The organism is Hafnia sp. CBA7124, assembly GCF_002355555.1.
Lineage (GTDB): Bacteria > Pseudomonadota > Gammaproteobacteria > Enterobacterales > Enterobacteriaceae > Hafnia > Hafnia alvei.
This window is the reverse complement of sequence record NZ_AP017469.1, coordinates 3,426,110-3,446,870: the sequence shown is the minus strand read 5'-3', so window position 1 is coordinate 3,446,870 and position 20,761 is coordinate 3,426,110. Positions and strand designations below refer to the sequence as shown.

At 48.2% G+C, this 20,761-nt stretch carries 18 protein-coding genes, 1 tRNA gene and 1 pseudogene; 16 read left to right on the top strand and 4 right to left on the bottom strand.

Features of this window, described 5'->3' with window-relative positions:
• Positions 1–18 precede the first annotated feature (18 nt).
• Positions 19–1,080 (top strand): DNA polymerase IV, encoded by a 1,062-nt coding sequence (dinB, locus tag CPY98_RS15835; RefSeq protein WP_046358854.1) that lies wholly within the window; start codon positions 19–21, stop codon positions 1,078–1,080.
• A 72-nt stretch (positions 1,081–1,152) separates the two neighbouring features.
• On the opposite strand, the gene pepD is transcribed toward dinB, so the two are convergent.
• Positions 1,153–2,613: a beta-Ala-His dipeptidase gene (gene pepD / locus CPY98_RS15830; RefSeq protein WP_025800163.1), complete on the bottom strand. Its 1,461-nt coding sequence runs from the start codon at positions 2,611–2,613 to the stop codon at positions 1,153–1,155.
• Positions 2,614–2,869: 256 nt separating this feature from the next.
• Here pepD and gpt point away from each other — a divergent pair, with 256 nt between their 5' ends.
• The 5 genes from gpt to proA all read left to right on the top strand — a co-directional run bounded on the left by gpt (position 2,870) and on the right by proA (position 7,702).
• Complete coding sequence (gene gpt, locus CPY98_RS15825) at positions 2,870–3,328, top strand: xanthine phosphoribosyltransferase (RefSeq protein WP_025800161.1); 459 nt, start codon at positions 2,870–2,872, stop codon at positions 3,326–3,328.
• Between the two features lie 183 nt (positions 3,329–3,511).
• Positions 3,512–4,759 carry an esterase FrsA gene (gene frsA, locus CPY98_RS15820; protein WP_096388411.1) on the top strand — a complete coding sequence of 416 codons (1,248 nt, stop codon included), beginning with the start codon at positions 3,512–3,514 and terminating at the stop codon, positions 4,757–4,759.
• Between the two features lie 60 nt (positions 4,760–4,819).
• On the top strand, positions 4,820–5,221 hold the full coding sequence (gene crl / locus CPY98_RS15815) for a sigma factor-binding protein Crl (protein WP_025800158.1): 402 nt from the start codon (positions 4,820–4,822) through the stop codon (positions 5,219–5,221).
• Positions 5,222–5,335: 114 nt separating this feature from the next.
• On the top strand, positions 5,336–6,439 hold the full coding sequence (gene proB / locus CPY98_RS15810) for a glutamate 5-kinase (protein ID WP_025800157.1): 1,104 nt from the start codon (positions 5,336–5,338) through the stop codon (positions 6,437–6,439).
• A 9-nt stretch (positions 6,440–6,448) separates the two neighbouring features.
• Positions 6,449–7,702 carry a glutamate-5-semialdehyde dehydrogenase gene (gene proA, locus CPY98_RS15805; RefSeq protein WP_096388409.1) on the top strand — a complete coding sequence of 418 codons (1,254 nt, stop codon included), beginning with the start codon at positions 6,449–6,451 and terminating at the stop codon, positions 7,700–7,702.
• Between the two features lie 99 nt (positions 7,703–7,801).
• On the opposite strand, the gene CPY98_RS15800 is transcribed toward proA, so the two are convergent.
• A complete protein-coding gene (locus CPY98_RS15800; RefSeq protein ID WP_096388407.1) occupies positions 7,802–8,833 on the bottom strand; it encodes an NADP-dependent oxidoreductase in 1,032 nt (343 codons plus the stop codon).
• A gap of 284 nt (positions 8,834–9,117) precedes the next feature.
• Here CPY98_RS15800 and CPY98_RS15795 point away from each other — a divergent pair.
• From CPY98_RS15795 to herA, 4 genes are all read left to right on the top strand, one after another.
• Positions 9,118–9,193 (top strand) — tRNA-Thr (locus CPY98_RS15795).
• 163 nt (positions 9,194–9,356) lie between these two features.
• On the top strand, positions 9,357–10,529 hold the full coding sequence (locus CPY98_RS15790; RefSeq protein WP_096388405.1) for a tyrosine-type recombinase/integrase: 1,173 nt from the start codon (positions 9,357–9,359) through the stop codon (positions 10,527–10,529).
• A gap of 2 nt (positions 10,530–10,531) precedes the next feature.
• Positions 10,532–11,785 (top strand): DUF4297 family anti-phage-associated protein, encoded by a 1,254-nt coding sequence (locus CPY98_RS15785; protein WP_096388403.1) that lies wholly within the window; start codon positions 10,532–10,534, stop codon positions 11,783–11,785.
• Positions 11,775–13,565, top strand: coding sequence for an anti-phage-associated helicase HerA (herA, locus tag CPY98_RS15780; RefSeq protein ID WP_096388401.1), 1,791 nt, complete (start codon positions 11,775–11,777; stop codon positions 13,563–13,565). The genes CPY98_RS15785 and herA overlap by 11 nt, the downstream gene beginning before the upstream one ends.
• A 400-nt stretch (positions 13,566–13,965) precedes the next feature.
• Here the strand turns inward: herA and CPY98_RS15775 are convergent.
• Both CPY98_RS15775 and CPY98_RS15770 read right to left on the bottom strand, forming a co-directional pair.
• Positions 13,966–14,182 (bottom strand): annotated as a pseudogene (locus CPY98_RS15775) (phage polarity suppression protein); the annotation flags it as partial.
• 17 nt (positions 14,183–14,199) lie between these two features.
• The gene (locus CPY98_RS15770; protein WP_096388399.1) at positions 14,200–14,934 is read right to left on the bottom strand and encodes a glycoprotein 3; all 735 of its coding nucleotides are present in this window, start codon (positions 14,932–14,934) and stop codon (positions 14,200–14,202) included.
• Between the two features lie 528 nt (positions 14,935–15,462).
• On the opposite strand from CPY98_RS15770, the gene CPY98_RS15760 reads away from it, so the two are divergent.
• From CPY98_RS15760 to CPY98_RS15735, 6 genes are all read left to right on the top strand, one after another.
• Positions 15,463–15,729, top strand: a complete 267-nt coding sequence (locus tag CPY98_RS15760; RefSeq protein WP_096388397.1) for an AlpA family transcriptional regulator — start codon at positions 15,463–15,465, stop codon at positions 15,727–15,729.
• Complete coding sequence (locus CPY98_RS15755; protein ID WP_096388395.1) at positions 15,726–16,283, top strand: host cell division inhibitor Icd-like protein; 558 nt, start codon at positions 15,726–15,728, stop codon at positions 16,281–16,283. The genes CPY98_RS15760 and CPY98_RS15755 overlap by 4 nt, the downstream gene beginning before the upstream one ends.
• Positions 16,280–16,507 carry a hypothetical protein gene (locus tag CPY98_RS15750; protein ID WP_096388393.1) on the top strand — a complete coding sequence of 76 codons (228 nt, stop codon included), beginning with the start codon at positions 16,280–16,282 and terminating at the stop codon, positions 16,505–16,507. Before CPY98_RS15755 ends, CPY98_RS15750 begins: the two co-directional genes overlap by 4 nt.
• Positions 16,504–16,824 (top strand): DUF5375 domain-containing protein, encoded by a 321-nt coding sequence (locus tag CPY98_RS15745; protein ID WP_096388391.1) that lies wholly within the window; start codon positions 16,504–16,506, stop codon positions 16,822–16,824. Before CPY98_RS15750 ends, CPY98_RS15745 begins: the two co-directional genes overlap by 4 nt.
• A gap of 14 nt (positions 16,825–16,838) precedes the next feature.
• The gene (locus tag CPY98_RS15740) at positions 16,839–19,172 is read left to right on the top strand and encodes a primase-helicase zinc-binding domain-containing protein (protein WP_096388389.1); all 2,334 of its coding nucleotides are present in this window, start codon (positions 16,839–16,841) and stop codon (positions 19,170–19,172) included.
• Between the two features lie 130 nt (positions 19,173–19,302).
• A complete protein-coding gene (locus CPY98_RS15735; protein WP_096388387.1) occupies positions 19,303–19,860 on the top strand; it encodes a hypothetical protein in 558 nt (185 codons plus the stop codon).
• Positions 19,861–20,761 lie beyond the last annotated feature (901 nt).

The window sequence follows — 20,761 nt, the reverse complement described above, 5'->3', positions numbered from 1 at the left end:
AACTCCACCATTCTCTCTATGCGCAAAATCATACATGTCGATATGGACTGCTTTTATGCCGCAGTCGAAATGCGTGATTTCCCTGAGTTACGCGATGTACCGCTGGCGATTGGCGGAAGTCGCGATCGCCGAGGGGTGATCAGCACTGCAAACTACGCCGCGCGTAAATTCGGGGTGCGTAGTGCTATGCCGACAGGACAAGCGCTTAAGTTGTGTCCGCATCTCACGTTGCGTCCGGGGAGAATGGAGGTTTACAAAGACGTCTCGCGGCACATACGTGAGATTTTCCAGCGTTATACATCGCTGATAGAGCCGCTGTCGCTCGATGAGGCCTATCTTGATGTCACCGACTGTACCCAGTGTTACGGCTCAGCCACGTTGATTGCAGAGCAGATTCGCAAACAAATTGCCGAAGAGCTCAATCTTACTGCGTCGGCTGGCATTGCCCCGATCAAGTTTCTGGCAAAAATTGCCTCCGATCTCAATAAACCTAACGGCCAATATGTGATTACGCCCGCGCAGGTTGACGATTTTATTCTCACGTTGCCGCTGAAAAAGATCCCCGGCGTTGGCAAGGTAACCGCCGCCAAACTGAGTGAACTGGGGCTGAATACCTGTGCCGATGTGCGTCGCTATAATTTGGCCGAGCTGTTACGTCGTTTTGGCAAGTTTGGGCGCGTGCTTTGGGAACGCTGTCACGGTCAGGATGAGCGAGAAGTGATGCCCGATCGCCTGCGTAAGTCCGTTGGGGTGGAAAGAACGTTGTCAGAAGATATTCACAGCTGGGCAGAGTGCGAGGTTTTACTGGAAAAACTGTATGAAGAACTGGAACGGCGCTTGGCGAAAGTGCAGCCGGATCTGCATATCGCGCGGCAGGGCGTAAAACTCAAATTCCATGATTTTCAGCAGACAACGCAAGAGCATGTGTGGCCGATTCTGGATAAGCGTGATTTATTTCAGGTGGCACGGCAGGCGTGGGATGAACGCCGAAATAGCCGAGGCGTACGGCTGGTGGGGTTACATGTCACGCTGCTCGATCCACAGCTAGAAAAGCAGCTTTCGCTGGATATTGATGGCTAGGCTTTGAGGGCGTGAAGGGATAAAAAAAGCCAACCCGAGGGCTGGCTTCTGTAATACGCAAAGACTTAGCGCTTAGGCTTTCTCTGGGATCGCTTTCAGCAGAGCCGTCAGCAACTGCCAGTATTGGCCTACGCTGGCAATGTGAACTTGCTCATCCGGTGAATGTGGGCCAGTGATGGTTGGGCCGATAGACACCATATCCATTTCTGGGTAAGGCTTTTTGAACAGACCACATTCCAGACCCGCATGGATAACCATGATGTTTGGCGTGGTATCAAACAGCTTCTGGTAAGTCTCACGCACCAAATGCATCACCGGAGAATTTGCATCCGGTTTCCAGCCTGGGTAGCTGCCTTTGGCTTCCACATGCGCACCTGCCAGTTCACCAATAGAGTTCAGTTGGCTAACCACGGCGTCTTTACCGCTGTCGATAAGCGAGCGGATCAGGCAGATAATTTGCGCTTCTTTCGCGTCGGTGGTCACAACACCCACGTTCAGAGACGTTTCTACTACGCCTTTCACTTCGTCGCTCATGCGGATCACGCCGTTTGGCGTGGCGTTCAGCAGGGCAATAAAGCGCTGTTGGCTGTCGGCGGTCAGTGCCTGAGAATCGCTTTGTGCAGTTTCAACCTGAACGCTCAGGTTTTTTTCTACCGCAGCCAGTTCAACTTTCAGCATGTTTTGGAACGTTTCGGCCAGCGTTTTCAGCTTAGCCAGATTCGCGGTAGGTACAGCCAGCACCGCGATGGCTTCGCGTGGGATCGCGTTGCGTAGCGTACCGCCGTTCAGATCCAATACGCGCAGGCCCAATTCAGCAGCGTGACCAGACAGGAAGCGCGCCAGCAGTTTGTTGGCGTTGCCTAAGCCCAAATGAATATCACCACCGGAGTGGCCGCCTTTCAGGCCTTTCAGCGTCAGCTTAACAATGTCGTGTCCAGCAGGAACGGCTTCGCGCTGCAACGGTAGCGTGGTGATGAAGTCGATACCGCCCGCGCAGCCCATGTAAATCTCACCTTCTTCTTCAGAGTCGGTGTTGATCAGAATATCGGCCTGCAACCAGCCCGCTTTCAGGCCAAATGCGCCTTCCATGCCGGCTTCTTCGGTCATGGTCAGCAGCACTTCGATTGGGCCATGAGAAACGCTGTCATCGGCTAAAACAGCCAATGCAGAAGCCATACCGATGCCGTTATCTGCGCCCAGCGTGGTGCCGCGTGCTTTTACCCAATCGCCGTCAATGTATGGCTGGATAGGATCTTTGGTGAAGTCGTGTGCGGTATCGTTATTTTTTTGTGGAACCATGTCCAGATGCGCTTGCAGCACAACCGGCTTACGGTTTTCCATGCCGCGAGAGGCTGGTTTGCGTAGCAGGACGTTGCCTACTTCGTCACGTTCAACGTGGATACCTTTTTCTTCAGCCCATGCAACGATGTGCGTGGCTAATGCTTCTTCATGATACGAAGGGTGAGGAATAGAGCAGATATCCGCAAAAATTTGCCACAGTGGCTGTGGAGATAGCTGAGACAGTTCAGACACGTTAAGTCTCCTGATAATCAGTTGTGCTGCCGATAACAGTGGCACAATAGGGGGTTAAGAGATAAAGCCATTTTTTCAGAGAATACCACTATATTTACTTATGTGGACAGACTAAGGCACTAAATCCGCAATCGAGGTTCCGGCTTTCTGCGAAAGAGACTGGTTTTTATTGCTCTGGCTCTCTATAATCTCGCGCAACCTTTTTTCCCCCCCGACCAATCTTTAAGCCATGAATATTATGGCTGGGACACTATTAATGAGCGAAAAATACGTTGTAACTTGGGACGTGCTACAAATGCACGCACGTAAGCTGGCTGCACGCCTGATGCCTTCTGAACAGTGGACTGGAATTATTGCGGTAAGCCGCGGTGGTTTGGTTCCTGCCGCATTACTGGCGCGTGAACTGGGTATCCGTCACGTTGATACCGTTTGTATCTCCAGCTACGACCATGATAACCAGCGTGAGCTCAAAGTTGTTAAGCGTGCTGAAGGTGATGGCGAAGGCTTCATCGTGATCGACGATTTAGTGGATACCGGTGGCACCGCTCAGGCGATCCGCGAAATGTATCCTAAAGCGCATTTCGTCACCATTTTCGCTAAGCCTGCAGGTCGTCCTCTGGTTGATGATTACGTTATCGATATTCCACAGAATACGTGGATCGAACAGCCATGGGATATGGCGGTGACGTTTGTTGAGCCAATCAGCAATCGTTAATTTGCTTTCAGGCAATGCAATAAAAGCGCAATAAGATGTAAAGAAACGTCCGGCTTTGTCCGGACGTTTGTTTTTTAGCATCCGAGTTCGTTACACTACTTCCGAGCGCTCGCTGTGCGAGACTTAGCTCTGCCGCTTTTTGTCTGCGGCTGAAAAGACAGTACTCGGAGGCTGCCGTCTATCATGTCCCAACCAAACCTTTCTGAAACCTTATTCAAACCTCGATTCAAGCATCGTGAAACGTCCACGCTGGTTAAGCGTCATGGGCACGTTCCGCAGGCTTCGATAGCCTCTGCGCTGGATGGAACCTCGCAGGCTAATTGGTATCGCATCATCAATCGCCTGATGTGGGTTTGGCGCGGTGTCTCACCTATCGAAATTGAGCATGTGCTCTCGCATATTGCCGCATCAACGGCCGAGCGTAGCGATGAGCGCTTGCTCGACACCGTGGTGGGTTATCGGAGCGGCAACTGGATATACGAGTGGTCGCATCAAGCGATGTCCTGGCAGCAACGTGCTCAGGAAGAAAAAGATCCTACGTTGGCCGGTGAATACTGGCTGCAGGCGGCGAATCTTTACAGCATCGCGGCTTACCCACATCTCAAAGGTGATGATTTGGCTGAGCAGGCCGAAGCACTGGCAAATCGCGCCTATGCGGAGTCGGCTACGCTGCTGTCATACGAACTGAAAGAGGTCGAGTTTGCGATTGACGGTGGGAAAAAGATCACCGGTTTTCTGCATATGCCGGATAACAGCAAAGGGCCATTCCCAACGGTGCTGATTTGCGGTGGGTTGGATATGATGCAGAGCGACAGCTATCGGCTGTTTCGCGACCACCTAGCGCCTGCTGGCATGGCGATGCTCACGATTGATATGCCCTCCGTTGGAATGTCTTCGCATTTTTGCCTGACGCAGGACTCGAGCCGTTTGCATCAACAAGTGCTGCAAGCGTTGCCAAATGTACCGTGGGTCGATCACACCCGAGTTTCAGTATTTGGTTTCCGCTTTGGCGCAAACGTGGCGGTTCGTTTAGCTTATTTGGAACCTCGTCGTTTGCGAGCGGTTGCCACATTAGGCCCCGTGGTGCACAGCCTGCTATGCGATAAATGTATTCAGGAACGTGTGCCAGAAATGTATATCGATGTGCTGGCTAGCCGTTTGGGGATGAACAGCGTATCCGATGTCGCGCTGCGCACCGAACTGAGCTGTTATTCATTGAAGACTCAAGGTCTGCTTGGCCGCCGCTGCCATACGCCGATGCTGGCCGGATATTGGGAACGCGATCCGTTTTGCCCTAAATCTGAAGCCAAACTTATCGCGGACTCTTCGCTGGATGGTAAATTATTGATGGTGCCCTCTTCCCCGTTATTTGAGGGGTTCAATCAGGCTTTGCATCAGGTTTGTGACTGGATTGGCGAACATTCGCGTTAATTTGATTGCTAAAGTTTGGAAATTTGTTAAAAAAGAGTAACCACAACAGGAGGATGTAGCATGACATTACCAGGTGGTTACTCTAAAAGCCGCTTAATCAAAAAATTCACCGCGCTTGGCCCTTATATTCGTTCGGGGCAGTGTCAGGATGATCATTTCTTTTTTGACTGTTTAGCCGTGTGTGTCAACGTTAAACCCAATCCAGAAAAACGTGAGTTTTGGGGATGGTGGCTCGATCTTGCCGCCGAGGAAACGCATTTTACCTATCGTTATTCGTTTGGATTGTTTGATAAGAACGGTGTTTGGCAGGAGCAGGTGATTAAAGATCCTGAAGTGACTGACAAATTAGAACAAACCTCACTCAATTTTCATAACCGCCTCAAAGAGCTTTTAACTACGCTTGAGATTAAAATTCAGCCAGCCGACGACTTTTCTGAAGAGTTAGTTCGCCTTCGAGCCTGATCGGGCGCAGTAATAAGTGTGCTTTTGCGTTATGCCTGTTGGCATAACGCGCCTCTCCTGATACTTTTTCTCTTTCTCCCCATTTTTCCAACACCAATAAACGGCAAAAAGATTATGAGTGGCAGCCAAACCCTAGTTGTAAAGCTAGGTACCAGCGTATTGACCGGCGGTTCGCGCCGTCTAAACCGTGCCCATATCGTGGAACTCGTTCGCCAGTGTGCGCAACAGCACGCGGCGGGGCACCGTATTGTGATTGTAACCTCCGGTGCGATTGCCGCTGGACGTGAGCATTTGGGCTACCCCGAACTCCCCGCAACCATAGCTTCTAAGCAGTTATTGGCCGCCGTTGGGCAGAGCCGTTTGATTCAGCTTTGGGAACAGCTGTTCTCGATTTACGGCATCCATATTGGGCAAATGCTGCTAACGCGTGCTGATTTAGAAGATCGCGAGCGTTTTTTGAATGCGCGCGATACCCTGCATGCTCTGATGGACAACCGTATTGTTCCCGTAATTAATGAAAACGATGCGGTGGCAACGGCGGAAATTAAAGTTGGCGACAACGATAATCTTTCTGCGCTGGCCGCTATTTTGGCAGGAGCCGACAAGCTGCTGCTGTTGACCGATCAGGCTGGTCTCTTTACCGCCGATCCTCGTCATAACCCAACCGCAGAGCTTATCCGCGAAGTGAATAGCATCGATGACGCGCTGCGTGGCATCGCGGGCGATAGCGTATCGGGTTTAGGCACTGGCGGTATGACCACCAAACTGCAGGCTGCCGACGTTGCCTGCCGTGCCGGTATCGACGTGATTATCGCCGCGGGCAGCAAGCCGGGCGTTGTGGGTGACGTTATTGAAGGTGTATCCGTTGGAACCCGCTTCCATGCGCTGGAAACGCCGCTGGAAAACCGCAAACGCTGGATTTTTGGTGCGCCACCTGCGGGTGAAATTACCGTCGACGATGGCGCCGTGGCTGCGATTCTCGAACGTGGCAGCTCATTGTTGCCCAAAGGTATTCGTGATGTGAGCGGTGATTTCTCGCGCGGTGAAGTTATCCGCATTCGCAATCTGGAAGGGCGCGATCTGGCCCACGGCGTGAGCCGCTACAACAGCGATGCGCTGCGTATGATTGCCGGCCACCATTCACAGCAAATCAGCGGTGTTTTGGGCTATGAATACGGCCCAGTTGCCGTCCACCGCGACGATATGATCGTAAGCTAAGGGGTTAACATGTTAGAAGAAATGGGTAAGGCGGCCAAACGGGCATCCTATCACTTAGCCGTCCTTAGCTCGGCGCAGAAGAATCAGGCGCTTGCGCTGATTGCCGATTATTTAGAGCAGGATAGTGCATCTATTCTGCAAGCGAACCAGATGGACGTTCAGCAGGCGCGTGAGAACGGCTTGAGCGAAGCGATGCTCGATCGTTTACAGCTTACGCAGAGCCGTTTGGAAGGCATCGCTAACGACGTGCGTCAGGTGTGTAACCTCACCGATCCGGTGGGTAAAGTGATTGATGGCAGCGTATTAGACAGCGGGTTAAATCTCGAACGTCGTCGCGTGCCGTTAGGCGTGGTGGGGGTGATTTATGAAGCACGCCCGAACGTGACCGTGGATACCGCAGCGCTGTGCCTTAAAACCGGTAACGCGGTGATCCTGCGCGGTGGCAAAGAGACGCACCGTACCAATCAGGCCACGGTAAAAGTGATTCAGCGTGCGCTGGAAAAAGCAGGGCTACCAGCCGATGCCGTGCAGGCGATTGAAAGTCCTGACCGTGCGCTGGTCACCGAGCTGCTTAAACTGGATCGCTACGTTGATATGCTGATCCCGCGCGGTGGGGCTGGGTTACATAAACTGTGCCGCGAGCAGTCAACGATCCCGGTGATCACCGGCGGTATCGGCGTGTGTCATATCTATGTCGATCAGGGCATGGATGCTGAACAGGCGTTGAAGATTATTGTGAATGCGAAAACCCAACGTCCAAGCACCTGCAATACGGTAGAAACGCTGTTGGTAAACAAACAGGATGCCGCGCAGTTCTTACCGCAGCTCAGCCAGCGTATGCACGAAGTGGGCGTTTCATTACACGCCTGCCCGCATGCATTGCCGTTGCTAAGCCAAGGGCCTGCGCCTGTGACGCCGGTACAAGAGGCGGAATTAGATGACGAATGGCTGTCGCTGGATCTGAACGTGGTGGTGGTTGACGGGCTGGACGGTGCGATTGAGCACATCCGCGAGCACGGCACTCAGCACTCTGATGCGATTTTGACGCGCAACATGCACCATGCCGATCGTTTTGTGCGCGAAGTGGATTCTTCAGCGGTTTACGTTAACGCCAGCACGCGCTTCACCGACGGCGGCCAGTTTGGCTTAGGCGCTGAAGTTGCGGTGAGCACTCAGAAGCTTCACGCCCGAGGCCCGATGGGTCTAGAAGCCTTAACCACCTATAAATGGATTGGTTACGGTGACGATTTAATTCGTCGCTAATGGTTTCTCTCGCAGAATGAAAACGGCGCATTGAGCGCCGTTTTTTCTATCTACCCGTTCTACAAAATATCTCTCCGTTTAACAGGAAGATATTCTTGGTTATTCCGCGACTTTAATAATCAGCTTACCAAAGTTTTTACCGCTCAATAGCCCTTGGAAGGCGCTAATGCTGTTCTCAAGTCCTTCGACAATATCTTCTTTAAACGCGATTTTTCCTTGCGCCAGCCATGTGCTCATCTGGGCATAAAATTCAGGATAACGATCGCCATAGTCCTGAGAAATAATAAAGCCTTCAACGCGCATGCGTTTTTTCAAGATGGTCGACATCAGCAGAGGTAAACGGTCTTGCTGGTGGTCGCTATGATGACCGTTGTACTGGCTGATCATGCCACATACCGGGATTCTTGCCTTGGTATTCAACAGAGGCAGAACCGCGTCAAAAACGGCGCCGCCGACGTTTTCATAATAGACGTCGATGCCTTTGCTGCAGGCTCGTTTTAGCTGCACGGCAAAATCCGGTGCTTGATGATCAAGACAAATATCAAACCCCAGCGTTTCAACCGCATAGCGACATTTCTCAGCACCACCGGCAATGCCGATTGCATGGCAGCCGCGTAGTTTTGCTACCTGACCCACAACGGAACCCACGGCACCTGTTGCGGCGGCCACAACTACGGTTTCACCCGGCTGTGGATTGCCGATATCGGTGAGGCCCATATAGCCCGTAAAACCAGGCATCCCCAATAGGCCCAAGGCGTAGGAAGGGTGAGCCATATTGGCATCTAGCTTTTGCAGCCCTTCACCGTCTGATAATGCATAGTCCTGCCAACCGGTGTAGGCCAAAACCAGATCGCCAACCCGATATTTCTCATTCAGTGATTGCTCAACGCGACACACCGTACCGCCGCAGATCACCTCACCGATAGCCAACGGAGGCGAATAAGACGGTGTATCATCCATACGGCCACGGACATAGGGATCTAACGAAAGATAAAGCGTGCGCAGTAAAACCTGCCCTTGTACCGGTTCTGGCTGAGCAATTTGCTCTAAACGAATATCTTGATCGGAAGGCATCCCCTGAGGGCGCTGCGCCAGAATATACCGGCGATTGAGGCGAGATGAGATAGACATAACAGACTCCGTGATGGGTTAACGGAAATTCCAATTATCCATTGAATAATGGAATACGTGTTCCAGACTAACTAAAAAACGCCCGGTCTGATGTCGTATGTGTGCGGCTTGATAGGATTTGTAGATATAAATAATTTCCCTAAGGAAAATCACCTTAAGAACAAAATGGCCTTTTGTGTTGATTTAATAGTCATACGAATCCCGAGCACCTTGACGCTATTGATGAATTTAACTATCGTAATTCCCGCACTTCAGGCGTTTCCTCAGCAAATAATTCCCTCAGTGCCGATATAGCTCAGTTGGTAGAGCAGCGCATTCGTAATGCGAAGGTCGTAGGTTCGACTCCTATTATCGGCACCATTTCAACTTCCCCAAGCGTCCGTATTCATCCATAATACCACTGATTTATAACGAATTTATCGTCTTTTAGTCCGTCACTGTTCGTAATCATCCAGTAGAATCCGATACGGAATGTGTATAGGATTGTGTATATGTCCCTGTTCGGTCTTGGATTCCTATACACATGCCTTTAAACGATATGCAGATTCGCCGCGCTAAGCCTGAAGCTAAAGCCTATACACTTGGAGATGGGCAAGGGCTGTCATTGCTTATAGAACCTAATGGAAGCAAGAGTTGGCGATTCCGTTATCGTTTTGCCGGTAAACCAAAAATGATCTCGCTGGGTGTGTACCCGACCATCGCACTTGCTGATGCCCGTTCCCGTCGCGACGATGCCCGAAAACTTGTCGCCGAAGGAAAGAATCCGAGTGAGGCTCGAAAAGAGCAGAAGATTGCTTTGCAAACCGAGTCTGAAAGCGCATTCGAAAAGATCGCTACAGAGTGGCACCAGATGAAATCTGCCAAATGGTCGGCGGGATATGCATCAGACATCATGGAAGCGTTTAAGAACGACATTTTTCCTTATGTCGGAACAAGGCCAGTGGGAGAGATTAAACCGCTAGAGCTGCTGAACGTTCTGCGTAAAATTGAGAAACGTGGTGCGTTGGAGAAAATGCGCAAAGTGCGGCAGCGTTGCTCCGAAGTGTTTCGCTACGCAATTGCAACGGGTAGGGCGGAGTACAATCCTGCGGCTGATCTCTCCAGCGCTCTCGAAGTACACCAATCCAATCATTTCCCATTCCTGAAAGCTGATGAGATACCTGATTTTCTAGGTGCCTTAGAGGGTTACTCCGGGAGTAAGCTTGTCCAGATAGCCACGAAATTACTAATGATTACGGGTGTGAGAACCATCGAATTACGCGCGGCATTATGGCAAGAATTTGATCTGGATAACGCTATTTGGGAAATTCCCGCTGAAAGGATGAAAATGCGCAGATCACATCTTGTGCCATTGTCTGTTCAGGCGTTAGATTTACTCAATGAACTCAAGCTCATGACAGGGAACTATCGTTATGTTTTTCCGGGGCGGAACGATCCGAGTAAGCCTATGAGTGAGGCAAGTATTAATCAGGTTATCAAGCGTATTGGCTATGGCGGAAAAGTCACCGGGCATGGATTTAGGCATTCTCTGTCTACAATTCTTCATGAAAACGGATTTGATTCTGCATGGATTGAAATGCAGCTCGCTCATGTTGACAAAAATAGTATTCGAGGAACGTATAATCATGCTCATTATTTTGAAAAACGTCAGAGTATGATGCAGTGGTATTCAGATAAAATATTAAAAGAAGGATGAGTATGGACAGCCCACGTAGTGCAATACATGCAATTAAAGGTTATTTCTATCAGTTCGATAAAACCATAGTGGAGTTATTACGCGCCAAAGATGATGATGTGATCTATGTTGAAGGTGTTGAAGATATAGATCTAAAAAATGCAGATGAAATCACTGCAATTCAATGTAAGTATTATGAAAATACTGAGTATAATCATTCTGTTATTGCACATCCTATACAATTAATGCTAACGGATTATGCCAAAAGATTAGCTGCGAAAGTGGAGATTTATAATTATACATTGTATGGTTATTATCCTTCAGGGCATGAGAAGTTAGCACTCCCACTAACCATTGAATACCTTAAAGAAAATTTTTTGACATACAATGAGTTTCCCATAATTAATAAGGTCAAGACAAAGAAAACCATTCGCGTCCACGAAGATTTAAATATTGATGACCAACAGCTAACGGATTTTATCAACCTTTTAAAAGTTGATATTCATGCTTCTTCATATGATGTTCAATTAAAAAATATATTCACTCTTTTATCTGGTAAGTTTTCTTGCACTGAGTTTGAAGCTGAGTGTTATTATTATAATAATGCCATATCTAAAATTAAGGAAATAGCGACAAAAAAAGGTGTCGAAAATAGGAAAATCATACCTAGTGAATTTTTTAGTACCATTGATAATAAAAATATTTTATTTGATCTATGGTTTGAGGTTTTCAGAACTGAGAAAGAGTATTGCAATAAATTAAAGGATGAGCTTTTCCCACCAGTAATGAATGCAAGTAACTACGATCGTTTTTTCTTATTTGAAGACAATAATTTTAATATTCAAGATTATATTGAAATAGTCGCTGTTATTGTTAAGAGGTGGTCAAGGTTAGGTGTTGTGAGACTATCAAAAGAGAATCGTTTTAGTCCATATATATATATTGAAGGAATGTCTCTCGAACGATTGAAAAATTTAAAACGGGAGTTAGCTAGTGCTGGTTTTCCCCCAATGGATGGATTTGATTTTTTGGGTGATGATTTTAGTACTGATTCAATAATGAAGGATGTAAATGATTTATCATACTATAAGGTGAGATTTATTAATGATATTAGATATTTAGATGAAATCTTAGCTTGTTCTGTTAAAAGAAAAGAGATCTATCAATTTTATTTGAATAAGCCTATTTATGAGTGTGAGCTAACGCGCGGAAAGTCAATGAAAATCCAAGTGAAGTCATTAGATATGTGCAAAAGGATACTTAAAAATGGTAGATAATGATATTAATGAAGTAAATGCTGAAGTGATTTCAGTTTATCCAAATAGCATTAAAATTATCGTTGGTAATCTCGATGAATTTAAAGATGGACAAAATCTAAAAGTAGGCTCTTACATTAAAGTTCCATCGGACGATGAATCAATGATGCTAATAGGGATAATAGAAAATTTCTCTATTGAGGCAAAGGATAATGGGGAAAGAAAGTATCTCATACAGGCTAATCCATTAGGTATAATAAAAAATGGTAGATTTGAAAGAGGGGGGGACTCAATAGCATTACCTCCTAAACAAGCTGCTCCAGCCACGTTTGAGGATATTGATAATATCTACAGAAACTCAGTTGATAAAAATAAACACTTTGAGTTTTGTTCATTATCATACAATGATGATATTCGAATCCCTTTAGATGGTAATAAATTTTTCAATAAACACATTGCTATAGTTGGATCTACTGGTTCAGGAAAATCTCATACGGTTTCAAAAGTAATACAAACAGCGGTTTCTGGGAAAAATGGTGACTTTAATTTAAATAATTCTCATGTCATTATTTTCGATATTCATTCTGAATATCACTCGGCATTTCCTGACGCTAATTTTCTTGATGTCAATAATTTATCTTTACCGTATTGGTTGTTAAACAGTGAAGAATTAGAAGAGATTCTTTTAGATACTGGAGAAAGAGATAATTACAACCAATCCTCAGTATTCCGTATGTTAGTTACGGCTAATAAAAGAAAGCATAATCCTTCAATGTCAAAAGTTTTTTATGATAGTCCAATCTTTTTTGACATAAATGAAGTTGAAACGGCTTTGAAAAATCTGAGGGATGAAACTAGAAACTCAAAGGCAAGTGATAGATACATGATTGTTGGGGAGTCGGGAGCTGCTGATGGGAAGAAAGATAGTTCAACTACTTCAGAATGTGGATGTAAACTGAGTGATAGTGAACGTATTGAGAAATACTTTAATTGTAAGTTTGAATTCTACAATTCAAAAGCGTCAAATATTTCAAAAGGTTTTTACGCGGATGGCACGTTAGATAAGTTTATATCACGCTTCTCAGAAAAGATTAATCAAGATAGACTGTCATTTCTTTTTTCAGATGAATCAAGGAATCAAAAATTCGAAAATGTCATTAAAAGCTTGCTAGGGGCTTCAGAGGCACCAGAAAGTAATAAAAATGTAACAATAATAGATCTGAGTGGCATACCTTTTGAAGTGCTGAGTATAACCGTTTCATTGATATCTAGGCTTGTTTTTGAATATGGCTACATTTATAAGAAATTCATGGAATCTCAAGGTAAAGATACTGATTTCCCTGTTCTCTTGGTCTACGAAGAGGCACATAAGTACGTTCCAAATAGTGACTTGGTAAAGTATAGATCCTCTAAAAAATCAATTGAACGTATTGCAAAGGAGGGGCGTAAATACGGAGTTACTCTTCTTTTGGCAAGTCAGAGACCATCAGAAATATCTGAAACAATTTTTTCTCAATGTAATAATTTTATTGCAATGAGATTGACAAACCCAATAGACCAAAATTATGTGAAAAGATTACTACCAGATACACTTGGTGCTATTATCGATACTCTCCCATCACTTAAAGCTGGTGAAGCATTAGTAATAGGTGAGTCAATTGTTTTACCATCAATAGTTTCAATTGATGAATGTCCAAAAGATCGTCAACCTTCCTCAAATGATATTAAATATTGGGAGGTTTGGAAAGAACAGTGGCACAGTGTGAATTTTTCTGATGTCAAAGACCATTGGCTTAAATAAATAATTTAAAAAATAATTAATTTCTGGTTCTCTAAATACCTTTTGTTTACTGCCGCTTTCGAGCGGCTTTTTCTTTCCCTTAGTCTGACCGCCTTTGAAGCCTCTAATTTTCGCAAATAGCTGCCCCCGGCACTTCCGCAAACCAGCAAGGCGTAGCGACGCGCTCCGGTCGCAAAATTAATTAAATACTTTACCGTTGGCGCGCAATGCTCTCCCCGCCACGCCTGCCCGCTTAAGAGGGCGCTTTTAATGCAGGTGCATAAATAGCCTCAGATCGCACTAGAACTGGCGTTAGCGAGGGAGTTTGGGAGCTGAAAACGCATGCAAAACCATGCACCTTACGCATGCATGGCTTAATTCGGGAAAAAAGACGGGATTTAAGGGTTTTTTTTGATGGGCGACTGAGCGGCCAGTTCTGCGCCTGCATAAAATCATTCAGCCGGTCATGGATACTGATACGCTGCACTTTTTCATGCGAGCGAATATAGCGACCGGCCGCCTGATTAATTTCCCACTTTTTCACATCGATAATATCGCGCAGAGGCACTGCTATCACATGTGACAATGAGCTCGTTGTATTCCTGTTCTGTGTCGGCCAGCTCCTGTTTGCGGGTCAGTCAGAACGGGCAGAGCATCACTCCAGCAGCCCCCGCGCTTTCAGGTCAGCTTCACGCTCACGCAGTTTGTTAAAGAAGATCTGACGCTGGCAGATAGTCACTGCCACGCCGTAATTCATATGCGCCAGCGTCTCAGCCGATAGCCCAGCTTTAAACAGCACCGGCTCATCAGTCAGACGGATGTGACAGTTCTTCACCGCACTCTCAAGCCACGTTTTCACTTCCTGCATGATCGCTTTATCGGGTTCGACATAACCTTGAATCCCGACGGTGTTAGCGAGTGGATTATCTAGCGCCAGCATTTTCAGTTTCATTGCCCGGACAAGCGCCCCGCACGTATCACGCAGCGCATTATCCAGCTCTTTCGCGGCGTACTGGCTGAGCACGTTGTGATGTGCCTGACGGTATTCTCTGGCCGTGGCATCACAGGAGGCTTTCAGTCGGTCACTGTCATAGGCCAGCACCTCGGCTAGCCTGTCACATTCCTGCGCCAGTTCGCGGGAGGCAACGCGCTCCAGATGCTGCTGTTTCAGCTCATCCGTCAGCACTGCACCACCCGCACGGAATGCCCTGCGCCATACGCTGGTATCACTGCCGTTTACCTTTTCAATCTCTGCTTTCTGCTCTGCGGTTCGGGCAATTGCCGTGGTGGTGTCATCCATCTGACGGGCTCTTTCAAGATGGGCGGTTCTGGCTGCGTCCAATTTCTGGAATGCAGGTTTCAGGTAATCAGGGATAGCGGTTACGGTCATGGAGTGTCTCCTCAATAGTGTCAAGTTGAGAAGATTCTGCCGTGCGCCACACAACAACTCGACTCATTGCAGTTGTGACAGGAATGGCACAGACGGGACTTTCAAAAGCAGGCTGGCCAGAGAAAGGTTGAAGGAAAATCTCTCTCTGCTTGTTTTTATACTATTAACTATTCACCACTGTTCACCTTAAATAAAAATATAGTTAATACAATATGTTAAATGGTGAATAGTTGAGGGGGTGAGTGTTCACCGTCTGTTCACCACTGTTCACTCTCCTCTCTTTGTACTTCATTGGGACTTATATTTTATTCTGATTAGTTGAGTAGAAGTTAATAAATAAAAGTAATCAGCGGGTTGCCAATGATTGTCAATAATTGCCAGTGTTTTCCACTTTCGAAAAATCAATATTTGTGTGGTCAGACACAACAAAAAGACTTGTTGCCCTGAGAGAAAATATTCACAAAATAGAGAGCTACCCGAAGCCGGACGGACACGACCGGCACTGTATGGACTTTATGAGGTAGCCCGATGCACACTGCTTTTTCTTCCCCGTCTTCTGCCCCTGCCGCGCCACTGATGCCGGTATCTGATGCCGTTCAGGAGCGCTTTATCCGCCTGCCCGAAGTGGTGCATTTATGCGGCCTGTCCCGGTCGACCATTTACGACCTCATCAGCCGGGGGGCTTTCCCGAAACAAATCTCCCTCGGCGGTAAAAATGTGGCGTGGGCGCAGTCTGAAATCACCGCATGGATGGCGGGTCGCATTGCTGAACGCAACCGGGGCTATGACGCATGATTATTCCTGTTCTGCAAAAAGCCCCTTTTTCTGGCTTGCATCTGTTCGCCATTTCCAGATATAGTTTTCCCGCTGTCGCAAAATCGGCAGCCGGAATTGGCGTTCCGCGAAACTCAATGGCGACACCAGACGCGCCAAGCGTCTTTTTTTTCGTCGTAGCTCAGGTACACCCATTTTCCGGGCTGTGGTGTCTATGCGCACACTATCGTCCCAGCAAGATAATGGTAGTCCGGGCGGGGCAGCCTTCGGGCTGGCCGGTATACATTGAGGCCGGTTACGCCAACCCCGTTCGGGCTGCCACCAGTGAAATTGGCGTTTCCGGTGGTAGCAGTAACCGCTACTCAATGGAGGCTGCCATCATGGCTACTATCCTCACCCCGCTACACCCGCAGTTTGTCTTTGTGTTTGCTGCCGTTCGTCGCGCAGACCGTAAAACCCGTATCTGTATGCTCCGTACTGTTGCCAGTGATGAACACGCCGCACGGCTTTCCCTCGTTCGCGATTACGTCCTCTCGTTCGCTGGCCGTCTGCCGGTTGCGGAGGGGCGCGCATGAAACACACCACCCTTACCGCCCGTGACCTCGAATGTCTGGAGCATATGCGCAACGTCGGCCAGCTCGTCAGCGACCTGATGCTGGAGCAGGACAGTACCACTGTCCGTCGTGACCCGGCACAGCAGCTACAGCTCACCTCCTTGATTTACCTTATGACCGCCCAGCTCGACGGCGTGGTCGAACGCTGCAATCAGCGCTGGCTGACCGGGGAGGGTAACGTATGAAAAAGCCATTACCACCCGTATTACGCGCCGCACTGTATCGTCGCGCCGTGGCCTGTGCATGGCTGACGGTATGCGAGCATCAGCACCGCTACCCGCAGCTCACCCTCGACGCGCTGGAAAGCGCCATTGCCGACGAGCTGGAGGGCTTCTACTTGCGCCAGCACGGCGAGGAAAAAGGGCGTCAGATTGCCTGTGCACTGCTGGAAGATTTGATGGAAGCCGGACCACTCAAGGTCGCTCCCTCACTGTCCTTTCTCGGGCTGGCCGTGATGGATGAGCTTTGCGCCCGTCATATCACCGCACCGGTACTGCACTGAGGGAGAAAATAACGATGAAAATGAACGTAACAGAAACGGTAAAACAGGCGTGCGGTCACTGGCCGCGCATTCTCCCGGCGTTGGGGATGAAGGTGATTAAAAACCGGCATCAGGCCTGTCCGGTGTGCGGCGGCTCTGACCGTTTCCGGTTTGACGATAAAGAGGGGCGCGGGACGTGGTTCTGTAACCAGTGCGGCGCGGGGGATGGCCTGAAACTGGTTGAGAAGGTGTTCGGTGTAAAACCGTCAGAGGCAGCCCAAAAGGTGAATGCCGTCACCGGTAACCTGCCATCGGTTGCCCCAGAAGTGATTGCGGCCGCAGAAGTTGAAACGAAGGCTGACCGCAAAGCGGCGGCCGCGCTGGCCGTCAAACTCATGGATAAAACCCGAACGGCTACCGGCAACGCCTACCTGACCCGAAAGGGCTTCCCCGGCCATGAATGTGTAATACTGACGGCCACGCATAAAACCGGCGGTGTGACGTTCCGTTCCGGTGATATGGTTGTCCCGCTGCATGACGATACCGACGCATTGGTTAACCTCCAGCTTATCAATGCTGACGGTCTCAAACGCACCCTGAAAGGCGGAGTGGTAAAAGGGGCATGTCATATCATTGAGGGGCAGAAACAGTCAGGAAAACGTCTGTGGATAGCGGAGGGCTATGCGACCGCGCTCACCGTGCATCACCTGACTGGCGAAACTGTTATGGTGGCGCTATCGTCCGTGAACCTCCTTTCTCTGGCGAGCCTTGCCCGTCAGAAATACCCAGTCTGTCAGATTACCTTCGCTGCCGACCGCGACCTGAACGGCGACGGCCAGAACAAAGCCGCAGCGGCCGCAGGAGCCTGTGAGGGCATTGTTGCCCTGCCGCCAGTGTTTGGTGACTGGAATGATGCGTTTATGCAGCACGGCGAAGAGGTCACGCGTAAGACCATTTATGACGCCATCCGGCCACCGGCACAAAGTCCATTCGACACCATGAGCGAGGCGGAATTTACCGCCATGAGCGCCAGTGAAAAGGCTTTGCGGGTGCATGAGCATTACGGCGAAGCGCTGGCGGTGGATGCGAACGGCCAGCTTCTGTCCCGCTATGAAAGCGGCATCTGGAAAAATATCCCTGCCGCCACTTTTTCACGAAATGTGGCTGATTTATTCCAGCGTCTTCGCGCCCCGTTCTCGTCGGGGAAAATTGCCTCTGTGGTGGAGACACTGAAACTGATCATTCCGCAGCAGGATACACCAGCGCGTCGTCTGATTGGCTTTCGCAACGGGGTACTCGATACCCAAAGCAGCGTATTCAGCCCGCACCACAAATCGCACTGGCTGCGCACACTATGCGACGTGGATTTTACCCCGTCGGTCGAGGGGGAAACGCTGGAAACTCACGCGCCTAACTTCTGGCGCTGGCTCGACCGGGCGGCCAGTGGTAATCCGACAAAACGTAACGTGATTCTGGCCGCGCTGTTTATGGTGCTGGCGAACCGCTACGACTGGCAGCTCTTTCTCGAGGTGACCGGCCCCGGCGGCAGCGGTAAAAGTATTCTGGCCGAAATTGCGACCATGCTCGCTGGGGAAGATAACGCCACGTCGGCCGACATTGACACGCTGGAAGACCCCCGCAAGCGTGCATCCCTGATTGGCTTCTCGCTTATTCGTTTACCTGACCAAGAAAAATGGAGCGGAGACGGTGCCGGACTCAAGGCCATCACCGGCGGCGATGCGGTCTCCGTTGACCCGAAATACCAGAATCCGTACTCGACGCATATTCCGGCGGTTATTCTGGCCGTGAACAATAACCCGATGCGCTTTACCGACCGCAGCGGCGGTGTATCACGCCGCCGGGTGATTATTCACTTCCCGGAGCAAATCGCCCCGGAGGAGCGCGACCCGCAGCTCAGGGACAAAATCGCACGCGAGCTGGCCGTTATCGTGCGCCAGCTTATGCAGAAATTCAGCGACCCGATGGCAGCGCGCACTCTACTTCAGTCGCAGCAAAACTCCGGCGAAGCGCTCAGCATCAAGCGCGATGCTGACCCGACGTTTGATTTTTGTGGCTATCTGGAGATGCTTCCGCAGACCAACGGGATGTTTATGGGTAATGCCAGTATTATCCCGCGAAATTACCGTAAATATCTCTATCACGCGTATCTGGCCTATATGGAGGCTAACGGGTACAGGAACGTGCTCAGCCTGAAAATGTTCGGGCTGGGGCTGCCCATGATGCTGAAAGAGTACGGCCTGAATTATGAGAAGCGGCACACAAAGCAGGGAATACAGACGAACCTGTCGCTGAAAGAGGAAAGCTACGGCGATTGGCTGCCGAAGTGCGATGAAACCGCAGCGACATAACCTATCCAAGACCGGCATCCGCCGGTCTTGACTCATCACTAACCTCAGAGAAACTTTACTAAATTGCAGGAAAGGCACATTATTGCTGACTAAGGATTTATGCGATTTTTCAAGCTAATAGGGTTTTATAATGGATATTCTGCAAACTGGCGGATTTGTAGTAAATACGCTTACCATGTTAGTAGCTATTGGCTCATCTGCAATCAGCTACCTTGTGTATAAAGATAGCACTTCGCCAGATGTTATTGTATATCTTGAACAGAATGAGAACTCAAAAACAATTTTAAACATTGTCATCAAGAATATTGGGAAGAGTGCTGCTGCGGACGTAAAGTTCAGTTTTGACAGGGTATTGCCACGTCAAGCATTTGCAGGTGATGCATCTGGTGATATGAAAGATAGCGCGCTTATTAAGGGAATACCATTTTTTGCACCAGGAAGCAGTCGAGTGTTCATGTTTGGTGATTATGCTGGAATTAATGGTTTTATTGGTAATGAGAAAATAAAAGTTACAACTACTTTCCGTAAAGCAAATAGTAGAAACCCCTTCTCAAGAGAAATTTCTAATGAGAGTTATATTGAAATACAATCAATGGCTTATATAGACGCTTCAGACAATAGTAACTCTCGTAAAATAGCTGAAAGTTTATCTAAAATCGAAAAGACATTGGTTAAACTTAAGCAGTAGTATCTGTTTCTATTTTGTAGAGAGAATATTCTGATTAACGTTTAGTCGACTACATAGCGATAGCGAAAGTGACTTTGATACTAACTTCGGAAGCGATTCAGGCTAAACCCCTCCATACCGGCAATCGCCGGTCTGTTTATACCTGATTATCCTACTAAATAGCTGCGTCTAAGACCGCTACATCTACTGGCATGTGGCATGTGGCATGTGGCATAAGGACAACACTCTAGGTCGATGCATAGCGTTTAGACAGCGAAAATGGCAACAATGCCTTACTCTGCATGGGATGAACAAAAATGGATAACTATTCCGCACAGCTATTTAGGTTAACAATCGACTGCTCACTCTTCACCAACTAATCACCATGTAAGGATTTGATTTTTAATGAGTAACTTGAATGATGAACAGTGTGAACAGTTACATGCAAAAAAACTTTTTTACTGACCGTGTTTCAGTATAAAAAATGAACGCCACCGCCGATGTGTATAGTGATGTGTATAGTTTTATTTTTCGATATTAAATTTTATTTTAAAATCAGCGTGATGTACCTTTTTGTTGGTTCCTATTATCGCACCATTTAAATCAATCACTTATACGAAACTAATTGCTCTGAACTTTCTAAGTGGGACAGATTTGGGACAACGTTGCCAAAATGGTGTCTATTTGCTGCGCATCTAGCATCTTCATCCTTGATTCACTTTCCTTCCGCTAATCCCACTCATTGGCAGTCTTATTGATTTCATCGCAAAACGCCTACGTTGCGCGATGAATAAGTTTGTTTAGGTGAGGTATATCAACGCTTTATGAACGTTCTGCATATGCACAAAATAAGTAAGGATTAGCTGATATGATTGCCGTCCATCCTAGAAGTGAACTTTGACTTGTCATATACGGACATATG